We start from the raw sequence: 6,168 nt of genomic DNA on the forward strand, positions 1-6,168 counted from the left end.
TCACCGGACTTTCCCAGGGCTCACCGGGGTCGATCCATCCGGTGAGCCCTGGCTGGCCAATAGGAGGACATCGTGGTCTCCCGCAAAGCCTGGCAGCGCGGCGTGGTGGCAACCGCGACCGCGGTGCTGGTCGGCGTCGCCACCGCGACGCCGGCAGCGCACGCCGAGCCCAACAACAACAACTCGAAGAAGTTGCGGGCGGCGGTCACCGCCGACGGCATCATCAAGCACCTCAAGGCCCTGCAGCGAATCGCCGACGAGAACGGTGGTACGCGGGTGGCCGGCTCGGCCGGCTACAACCGCTCGGTCGACTATGCCGAAGGCGTGCTCCGCGCGGCCGGCTTCTCGGTGAGCCGGCAGCCGTTCCAATACCAGACGTTCATCTCGCACGGCCCCGGCCTGCTGCAGCGGGTATCCCCGTCGCCGGCCGCCGACCTGCCGAACGCGCTGATGAGCTACTCGGGCAGCGGCGACGTTACCGCGCGGGCCTCCGTACCGACCGGCAACGCAACGGGCTGCACGGCTGCGGACTTCGGGCCCGCCACCGTCGGCACCATTGTCCTCGTCAGCCGAGGCGACTGTTCCTTCGGCGAGAAGGCAACCAACGCCGCCGCGGCGGGTGCGGCGGCCGCGATCATCTACAACAACACCACCGGTGACCTGAACGGGACGCTGGGCGACACGTTCACTCTGGACTTCGCGGCCACGGGCATCACCCAGGCGCTCGGCCAGCAGCTTGTGGCGCAGGTTCCCAGTGGCCTGACGCTGCGGGTCAAGGCCGACACCTTCCGTGGTACGGCCACCGCCGAGAACCTCATCGCCGAATCGGCCGCAGGCGACCCGAACAGTGTGGTGATGGCCGGCGCCCACCTGGACTCGGTCTCCGCCGGCCCAGGCATCAACGACAACGGCTCGGGCAGCGCCTCGCTGCTGGAGATCGCCACGCAGATGCACAAGGTCAAGCCGAAGAACAAGGTCCGCTTCGCGCTCTGGGGCGCCGAGGAGTCCGGCCTGATCGGCTCGGAGTACTACGTCGCCAACCTGTCGGCGGCGGAGCGTAAGAAGATCGCTCTCTACCTGAACTTCGACATGGTCGCCTCGCCCAACTACGTCCGGTTCGTCTACGACGGCGACAACTCGGCGTTCCCCGTCGGCACCGGTTCCGCTCGCGGGCCGGCCGGCTCGGGTGCCATCGAGCAGCTCTTCCACGACTACTTCGCCTCGCAGGGGCTGGCATCGCGGGAGACAGCGTTCTCCGGGCGTAGCGACTACGGGCCGTTCATCGCCGCGGGCGTGGACATCCCGTCCGGCGGCCTGTTCACCGGTGCCGAGGGGATCAAGACCGCGAATGAGGCGGCGGTCTTCGGTGGCACCGCGGGCATGCCGTACGACTCGTGCTACCACCAGGCCTGCGACACGATCAACAACATCAACAAGAAGGCGCTCGAGGAGATGTCGGACGCGATCGCGCACGCCGTGATCACGTACGCCTTCGACATCAGCAGCCTGCGCGCGCCGGTCCGGGGCAAGGGGCCGGGCGCCGGTGACAGCGGCGGCGGTGGCCTGCACGACCACGACCACGAGGTCGCGCAGTAACCGTCCGACCAATCGGGATCGGCAGGGCGAGAGGCGACATCGGCTGCCGGAAGCTACGAACTTGATGACGTGGACGGATCACCTACCGGTCGCCCGCGCCGACGGCGGGGGCGACCGGAGTGAATCGTTTACGTCATCAAGTTCGTAGCGACCAAAAGGGTCAGTCCCGGCTGCTGAAGGCGGCATCGAAAGCGGCGGCCGGCGCGTCGAAGGCAAGCCGGCGTACGAACTGCAGCGCCTCGGGCGCGCCGACCAGGCGGTCCATGCCGGCGTCCTCCCACTCGACGGAGATCGGGCCGTCGTAGCCGATCGCGTTCAACGCACGGAAGCAGTCCTCCCACGGCACGTCGCCGTGCCCGGTGGAGACGAAGTCCCAGCCGCGCCGCAGGTCCGCCCAGGGCAGGTGGGAAGAGAGCCGCCCGCGTCGGCCGTCGCCGGTGCGGACCTTGGCGTCCTTGCAGTCGACGTGGTAGATCCGGTCGGCGAAGTCGAAGATGAAGTTGACCGGGTCCAGCTCCTGCCAGACGAAGTGCGACGGGTCCCAGTTCAGCCCGAACGCGGGCCGGTGGCCGATCGCCTCCAGCGTGCGCTTGGTGGTCCAGTAGTCGTACGCGATCTCGCTGGGGTGCACCTCGTGCGCGAAGCGCACGCCCACCTCGTCGAAGACATCGAGGATCGGATTCCACCGGTCGGCGAAGTCCTGGTAACCGCGCTCGATCATGGCCGGCGGGACCGGCGGGAACATCGCCAGGGTGTGCCAGATCGACGAACCGGTGAAGCCGACGACCGTCTTCACCCCGAGCTTCGCCGCCGCCCGGGCGGTGTCCTTCATCTCCTCGGCGGCCCGGCGCCGGACGCCCTCCGGCTCGCCGTCGCCCCAGATCCGCGCGGGAAGGATGTCCTGGTGCCGTTCGTCGATCGGGTGGTCGCAGACCGCCTGGCCGACGAGGTGGTTGGAGATGGCAAAGACCTTCAAGTTGTGCTTGGCGAGGGTGGCCCGTTTCCGGTCCACGTACGACTCGTCGGCGAGCGCCTTGTCAACCTCGAAGTGGTCGCCCCAGCAGGCGATTTCGAGGCCGTCGTACCCCCATTCGGCGGCGAGCCGGCAGACCTCGTCGAACGGAAGATCGGCCCACTGGCCGGTGAAAAGCGTGATGGGTCGCGCCATTGTCCTTCTCCCCTGTGGTGATGATGGGGGATTCCGTCATGGACCGGGGCGAGGGCGACCGGGTGAGGGCGACCTCGACGGGCACCGGTGGGCGCGGTCGCGCCTGGGCCCAACGGGTTGCGCCTCCCGTCGGGTCACCGGCCACCTCGCGGTCGCCGCCCCCACTGTAGGCCCGCCTCGGCCGGTTAGGAAGGGCTCCGCGTCACGCGCTGCGGTCGACCGCCCGAGCCCCCAGGTCGGCCAGGGCCGACCGCGCCGGCTCGGCCAGCGGCAGCCGGTCCAGCGCCGCCAGGGCGGCGTCGGCGCGGACCCGGATCATCTGCTCCACCGACTCCCGCGCACCGGTGACCTCGATGATCCGCCGCACCTCGGCCGCGCCGCCCTGGTCCAGGTCGGGCTGGCCGACCAGCGCACGCAGCCGCGCCCGCCCGGCCGGGTCGGCCGCCTGCCGGGCCAGCGCCATCAGCACCGTCGGCTTTCCCTCGCGCAAGTCGTCCAGATCGGACTTACCGGTGAGCCGCGGGTCGCCGAAGACGCCGAGCAGGTCGTCGCGGAGCTGGAAGGCATCCCCGAGCGGGTCACCGAAGTCAGCCAGCGCCGCCACCGCGTCGGGGTCCGCTCCGGCCAGCGCGGCGCCGATCTGCACCGGGCGGGTCACCGTGTAGCGGGCGGTCTTCATCCGAACGACGGCGAGCGCGCTCGCCACCGAACCGTCGACGGCGGCGGAAAGCACGTCCAAGTACTCCCCCGCGATCACCTCGGCCCGCATCCGGGAGAAGACGGCAAGCCCGCGCCGGACCCGGGTGGGCTCCAGCCCACACTCGTGGAACATCTGCCCCGACCAGGCGGCGCAGAGGTCACCGCAGAGCAGGGCGGCGTCCCGGCCATACGTTTCCGGGTCACCACGCCAGCCGGAGCGGGCGTGCAGATCGGCGAAGATCCGGTGCATCGCCGGCTGGCCGCGCCGCCGATCGCTGTGATCGAGAATGTCGTCGTGGATCAGGGCGAACGCGTGAAACAGTTCCAGCGCCGCCGCCGCGGCCACGATCGGTGCGCCGTCGGGACCGCCGAAGCCCCGCCACCCCCAGTAGCAGAAAAGGGGGCGCACCCGCTTGCCACCAGCGAGGACGAACCGGTGCAGCACGTCATGGACGGCTCCCGCGCCGTGGTCCGACCGGCCCGGCCGCTGCCGACGCAGGAACGCGGCGAGCGCGGCGTCGAAACGGTCCCGCAGCAGAGTGGGGTCGGTCGGTGTGACGGTGGCGGTCATGGCCCCTCGCAGGCACATGCGAGGTGCGCCAGATCGATGTGGTTCCCGAGACGGCCACTATCCATGGCTGACAATATCGCACCTGCCTGTCCTACGGCTCACCCGTCCCGAGCGTGTGCAACCCGGCAGCGAACTCCCGCAGCAGCGCCCACTGCTCGGCCAGCGAGTGGGTGGGCGCGTCGAGCGGGTCCTTGAAGAAGAAGGCCAGCTCGGCGAGGGGTCCGCTGCGGCCGGCCACGTGCGCGGCGGCGGTGAGTCGGGCCAGGTCGAGCACCAGCGGGGCAGCCAGCGCGGAGTCGCAGCCGTGCCAGGTGAACTCCATCCGCATCCCGGTGCCGAGGAAGCCGGCGAACGTGACCAGGTCCCAGGCGGTCTTGAAGTCACCGAGTTCCGGCACGTAATCGATCCGGGTGGTGCCCGGCGGAACGTAGCCGAGGGTCTCGCCGAGCACCCGCTGCTTGCTGTCCACCTTGGCGGCGTTGGCGGCCGGTTCGGCGAGCGTGGCACCGTCTCCACCGCCAAGCAGGTTCACCCCGGACCAGGAGCGCACCGCCAGGTGCCGCATCGCGAACATCGGCGCGAGCACCGACTTGACCAACGTCTCCCCGGTCTTGCCGTCGTGCCCGGCGTACGGCAGTCCCTGCTCGTCGGCCAGCGCCCTCAGCGCCGGCAGTCGGGCCCCGGTCGACGGCGTGAAGTCCACGTACGGGCAGCCGGCGGTGAATGCCGCGTACGCGTACAGCGAGCTGACGGGCAGCACCGCGCCGGGGCCGGCCAGCGCGGCCCGCAGCGCGGCGAGGTCGTGGTGGGCGGGGTGCGCGGCGGCGGCCGGTTCGGTGGCGGTGACGTTGATCACCACCACCCGGTCCAGCGCGTGCCGGCGTTGGAAGTCGGTCAGGTCGCGGGCCACGGCAGCCGCCCGCTCGGCCTGGGTGCCCTCGGTCGGGGCGGGACGCAGCGCCGCCTCGACCTCGGCCAGCTCGTCGGTGAGAGCGTCCACCAGCCGGCCGGGCAGCACCCGGGCGGCGGCGAGTGCCTCTGCCCGCTTGGTGAGCGGGGTGGCGACCACGTCGTGGCCACCGAGAACCAGGGCGGCGAAGGCCGGCAGGGCCGGCCCGCGCAGGTCGGGCAGCTCGGTGACGCAGCCGGTCGGCTCGGTGAGCCCGGCCCGCAGCGCCAGTGCCCCGACGATGCTGGTGGTCGCGACCGAGCCGCGCGCTCCCATCAGCCAGACACCCGTACGCATCGTGCTCCTCGCCGTCGTCGTCGGGCCGGCCCGCCGGTGCGGCCGGGGAATCCCGGTCCGGCCGCACCGGGCGGCCGTGCTGGTCGTGCCGTACCGGACGCTCCGGTGGCACGCTTCCCGAGGTCGACCTCGTTCCCCGCCACGGGGCGCAACCGCGGCGGGCCCTCGCCGGTCGGCGCCGGGAAGCCTTCTCTGGCGGCGCCGGCGGCGCCGCGACACGGGTCAGTCGGCCAGCACGGGCTCCACCTCCGTCCAGGCGGCCCGTTCGGCCGAGCGGGTCACCGCGTCGAGTACCAACTGGACCTGCAGCGCGTCTGTGAAGGATGGGGTGGGGTCGGTGTTGGTGGTGATGGCTTCGATGAAGTCGCGCATTTGGTGGGTGAAGGTGTGTTCGTAGCCGATGGGGTGGCCGGGTGGCCACCAGGCGGACAGGTAGGGGTGGTCGGGTTCGGTGACGAGGATTCGGGTGAATCCTTGTTCCGGGCCGGGTCGGGTGGCGTCGTAGAACTCCAGCTCGTTCATCCGCTCGAAGTCGAAGGCGACTGATCCGAGCGAGCCGTTGATCTCGATGCGCAGCCCGTTCTTACGACCGGTGGCGAAGCGGGTGGCTTCGTAGGTGGCGATTGCTCCGCCGTTGAGTCGGGCGATGAAGACGGCGGCGTCGTCGACGGTGACCGGGCCCATCGTCTGGCTGTTGTCGCCGGTGTGTGCGGCCAGGCCGCTCGACTCGGCCGGCAGTGGCCGTTGTTTGACGAACGTTTCGGTCAGTGCGCTGACGCCGGTGATCAGCTGGCCGGTGACGTGTTGGGTGAGGTCGATGATGTGGGCGCCGATGTCGCCGAGGGCGCCGGAGCCGGCCTTGTCCTTTTGGAGTCGCCAGACGAGGGG

At 70.8% G+C, this 6,168-nt stretch carries 5 protein-coding genes; 1 reads left to right on the plus strand and 4 read right to left on the minus strand.

Annotated features, from left to right (window positions below; genetic code table 11):
• The first annotated feature begins 72 nt into the window (after window positions 1-72).
• Window positions 73-1,596 carry a M28 family metallopeptidase gene (locus ABZ671_RS11875; RefSeq protein ID WP_357855288.1) on the plus strand — a complete coding sequence of 508 codons (1,524 nt, stop codon included), beginning with the start codon at window positions 73-75 and terminating at the stop codon, window positions 1,594-1,596.
• Window positions 1,597-1,756: 160 nt separating this feature from the next.
• Here ABZ671_RS11875 and ABZ671_RS11880 read toward each other — a convergent pair whose 3' ends face one another.
• From ABZ671_RS11880 to ABZ671_RS11895, 4 genes are all read right to left on the minus strand, one after another.
• A complete protein-coding gene (locus ABZ671_RS11880) occupies window positions 1,757-2,764 on the minus strand; it encodes a sugar phosphate isomerase/epimerase family protein (RefSeq protein ID WP_357855291.1) in 1,008 nt (335 codons plus the stop codon).
• 202 nt (window positions 2,765-2,966) lie between these two features.
• Window positions 2,967-4,034 carry a polyprenyl synthetase family protein gene (locus ABZ671_RS11885; protein ID WP_357855294.1) on the minus strand — a complete coding sequence of 356 codons (1,068 nt, stop codon included), beginning with the start codon at window positions 4,032-4,034 and terminating at the stop codon, window positions 2,967-2,969.
• 91 nt (window positions 4,035-4,125) lie between these two features.
• Window positions 4,126-5,280 (minus strand): inositol-3-phosphate synthase, encoded by a 1,155-nt coding sequence (locus ABZ671_RS11890; RefSeq protein ID WP_357855297.1) that lies wholly within the window; start codon window positions 5,278-5,280, stop codon window positions 4,126-4,128.
• A gap of 222 nt (window positions 5,281-5,502) precedes the next feature.
• The coding region (locus ABZ671_RS11895; protein WP_357855300.1) for a Gfo/Idh/MocA family oxidoreductase at window positions 5,503-6,168 on the minus strand (666 nt) is incomplete at its 5' end.

The sequence above is a fragment of the Micromonospora sp. NPDC006766 genome (assembly GCF_040636055.1).
In the GTDB taxonomy this organism is placed as follows: domain Bacteria; phylum Actinomycetota; class Actinomycetes; order Mycobacteriales; family Micromonosporaceae; genus Micromonospora.

What these genes read in the sequence shown, in the direction of transcription:
- ABZ671_RS11880 (WP_357855291.1), bottom strand. Translation starts at nt 2,764, where the DNA reads ATGGCGCGACCCATCACGCTTTTCACCGGCCAGTGGGCCGATCTTCCG.
- ABZ671_RS11885 (WP_357855294.1), bottom strand. Translation starts at nt 4,034, where the DNA reads ATGACCGCCACCGTCACACCGACCGACCCCACTCTGCTGCGGGACCGT.
- ABZ671_RS11890 (WP_357855297.1), bottom strand. Translation starts at nt 5,280, where the DNA reads ATGCGTACGGGTGTCTGGCTGATGGGAGCGCGCGGCTCGGTCGCGACC.